Genomic DNA, 2,817 nt, shown 5'->3' with positions numbered 1-2,817 from the left:
CACGACCTGAATAATTACGCCAACGCTTCCTGCCTGTGGCACTGCGCCCGGTTTTTTAACTTTAATGCGCACCCAAGTTAGAGAAAACTTTTTTATGAGTAGCTCAGCTACTTCTTCAGCTACTCGTTCTATGAGTGTAAAACTATTACTACTAACTAGTGACAATACCGCTTGGCTGACATCCACATAGCTAAGACCATAAAAGATATTATCGCTACGCGCAGCAGGTAGGTTATCCCAGCCCAGTTCTAGATCTAAAACTAGCTTTTGCAACAATTGCTGCTCCCAGTCATAAACACCAATAAAGGCCATTACTGTTAATTCTTCAATAAAGACAATATCCACGTGTTAAACTCTACTCTGGTAATAAATAATAATGTGTTATTTGAATTAATTAATTAGGTCACTACGGCTGTCAACTCTTCTAGTGACCAGCGCGGGCGTACTGTAACTGTTAATTGACTCTTGACACAGGATGGTAACCGTATCATGCCAACATAGGCGATCATCGCGCCGTTATCAGTACATAACTCAGGTCGTGGGTAAAACACTTTATCTCCTCGCTGCTCTATTATCTCCTTAATACGCGTACGCAGCGTCTGGTTAGCGCTGACACCGCCTGCAATCACCAGTCTTCGTAAACCTGTTTGATCTAGCGCACGGCTGCATTTGATCGCTAACGTATCCACCACCGCATCCTCGAATGCCCGCGCTACATCTGCATGTGTCTGTGCATCCCTAGCGACGGCATTTATGGTATTAGCAGCAAAAGTCTTTAATCCAGAGAAGCTAAAATTCAAACCTGGGCGGTCAGTCATAGGTCGCGGAAAGATATAGCGTCCTGCCACGCCTTGCTGCGCAATGCGTGACAATAGAGGTCCTCCTGGATAATTGAGACCCAGTAGCTTAGCAATCTTATCAAACGCCTCACCTGCAGCATCGTCGATAGACTCACCGAGTAATTGATATTTACCGATGCCGGTCACCGCTATAAGTTGGGTATGCGCGCCAGATACCAAGAGTGCGACAAAAGGAAAAGCAGGAGGATTAGCCTCTAACATAGGTGCTAGCAAATGACCTTCCATATGGTGCACAGCTATATCCGGTACCCTCCAGGCATACGCTAGCGCGCTGCCTACGGTAGCGCCTACCATAAGCGCGCTAACTAGTCCAGGTCCAGCGGTATACGCTACTCCATCGATATCCTTAGCCTGTAGCCCAGCCTCCGACAGTGCAGCTTGGATTAGTGGTACTGTTTTCCGCACATGATCACGGGACGCAAGTTCAGGTACTACACCGCCATAATACGCATGCAGTCTTACCTGGCTATAAATATGATTAGCTAGTAGCCCTTGCTGATCATCATAAATAGCCACGCCAGTTTCATCACAGGAAGTTTCAATACCTAATACTCGCATAATTGTTATAATTCCTATTTTACCAGATATAGTTTACTATCTAGTTATCATTTTTTACACTCAAGGTATGGTCTATACTAACGTCCATCGGGCGTAAATCAATTCATTAGTAATATTTAAAGTCAAAAATATCATTACTTTACAAAATAAGCATACTTAAAGTAAAATTCAATGCCATTTAAAAAATAGCTAATACGCAAAATACAGCAATAAAATATTAATTTTATTGTGAGGTCAAAAAAATGCCGGTAATAAAAGTACGTGAAAACGAGCCATTTGATGTAGCACTCCGTCGCTTCAAACGTTCCTGTGAAAAAGCAGGAGTTTTGTCCGAAGTACGTCGTCGCGAGTTCTATGAAAAACCTACTACGGAACGTAAACGCGCTAAAGCTTCAGCAGTCAAACGTTATAGTAAAAAACTCGCTCGCGAAAACGCACGTCGCACTCGTCTATATTAATTAACTGAATACGATTACGACTGCACATCATCGGGCTTATGGCTGGACGAATTCCACGTGCATTTATCAATAGCTTGTTGGCACGTACCAATATCGTTGCCCTAATTGATGCACGAGTTAAGCTGAAAAAACAGGGTAAGTATTTTATTGCTTGCTGTCCGTTCCATCATGATAACACCCCCTCGTTTAATGTAAGTAGTGAAAAGCAATTTTATCACTGTTTCAGTTGCGGTTCTCATGGTAACGCAATCGATTTTCTAATGAATTATGATCGTCTAGAGTTTCTAGAATCGATTGAAGAATTAGCCACCATATGTGGCTGGAATGTTCCCTACGAAGTACATTTCAGTTCAAATAAGCAGCAAAACCCGCATTCGCGCCAGAAGATTTATGATATTATGAATAAGCTCAGTCAATTTTATCAGCAATCGCTAAAACAACAGGCTATGGTAGTTCATAACTATCTGCAACAACGCGGTCTGAGCACCGCGGTGATCAATAATTTTGTGATTGGTTTTGCTCCGCCGGGCTGGGACAACGTGATAAAGCACTTTGGTCGTTCAGCGGAAAAAATAGCCTTGCTCAAAGCTGCGGGCATGGTGATTAAAAATAACAACGGCTATACCTATGATCGTTTTCGTAATCGAGTAATTTTTCCTATTCGTGACAAGCGCGGGCGAATCATAGCTTTTGGCGGCCGTCTCCTGGGAGACGGCCAACCTAAATACCTAAACTCGCCAGAAACAGATATTTTTCATAAAAGTCGCCAGTTATACGGGCTGTATGAAGCCCAACAAAAACATACGGAATTATCTCGGTTGCTAGTTGTAGAAGGTTATATGGATGTGGTAACTCTGACGCAGTTCGGTATTGATTATGCAGTCGCGTCCCTTGGTACCACAACAACTACCGAACATATTCAGTTGCTGTATCGCACTACC

The 2,817-nt window shown here is 43.1% G+C and carries 4 protein-coding genes; 2 read left to right on the top strand and 2 right to left on the bottom strand.

The genetic code is table 11. The annotated features are described in order from the left end of the window. Both folB and tsaD read right to left on the bottom strand, forming a co-directional pair. The coding region (gene folB / locus CEX73_RS02250) for a dihydroneopterin aldolase (protein ID WP_101626975.1) at nucleotides 1-345 on the bottom strand (345 nt) is incomplete at its 3' end. Nucleotides 346-398: 53 nt separating this feature from the next. Further along, entirely contained in the window at nucleotides 399-1,418 is a 1,020-nt protein-coding gene (gene tsaD / locus CEX73_RS02245) for a tRNA (adenosine(37)-N6)-threonylcarbamoyltransferase complex transferase subunit TsaD (protein WP_101626974.1), read from the bottom strand. Nucleotides 1,419-1,660: 242 nt separating this feature from the next. On the opposite strand from tsaD, the gene rpsU reads away from it, so the two are divergent. Both rpsU and dnaG read left to right on the top strand, forming a co-directional pair. After that, complete coding sequence (gene rpsU, locus CEX73_RS02240; RefSeq protein WP_101626973.1) at nucleotides 1,661-1,876, top strand: 30S ribosomal protein S21; 216 nt, start codon at nucleotides 1,661-1,663, stop codon at nucleotides 1,874-1,876. A 38-nt stretch (nucleotides 1,877-1,914) separates the two neighbouring features. Further along, on the top strand, nucleotides 1,915-2,817 hold a 903-nt coding region (gene dnaG, locus CEX73_RS02235), incomplete at its 3' end, for a DNA primase (RefSeq protein ID WP_101626972.1).

This window comes from Candidatus Palibaumannia cicadellinicola (assembly GCF_002855795.1).
Classification (GTDB): Bacteria; Pseudomonadota; Gammaproteobacteria; order Enterobacterales; family Enterobacteriaceae; genus Baumannia; species Baumannia cicadellinicola_C.
The sequence above is the reverse complement of the archived record's forward strand: the minus strand, read 5'-3'. Positions and strand labels throughout refer to the sequence as shown.

Excerpts from the sequence above, each read along its gene's own strand:
- tsaD (WP_101626974.1), bottom strand. The coding sequence starts at position 1,418 with ATGCGAGTATTAGGTATTGAAACTTCCTGTGATGAAACTGGCGTGGCT.
- rpsU (WP_101626973.1), top strand. The coding sequence starts at position 1,661 with ATGCCGGTAATAAAAGTACGTGAAAACGAGCCATTTGATGTAGCACTC.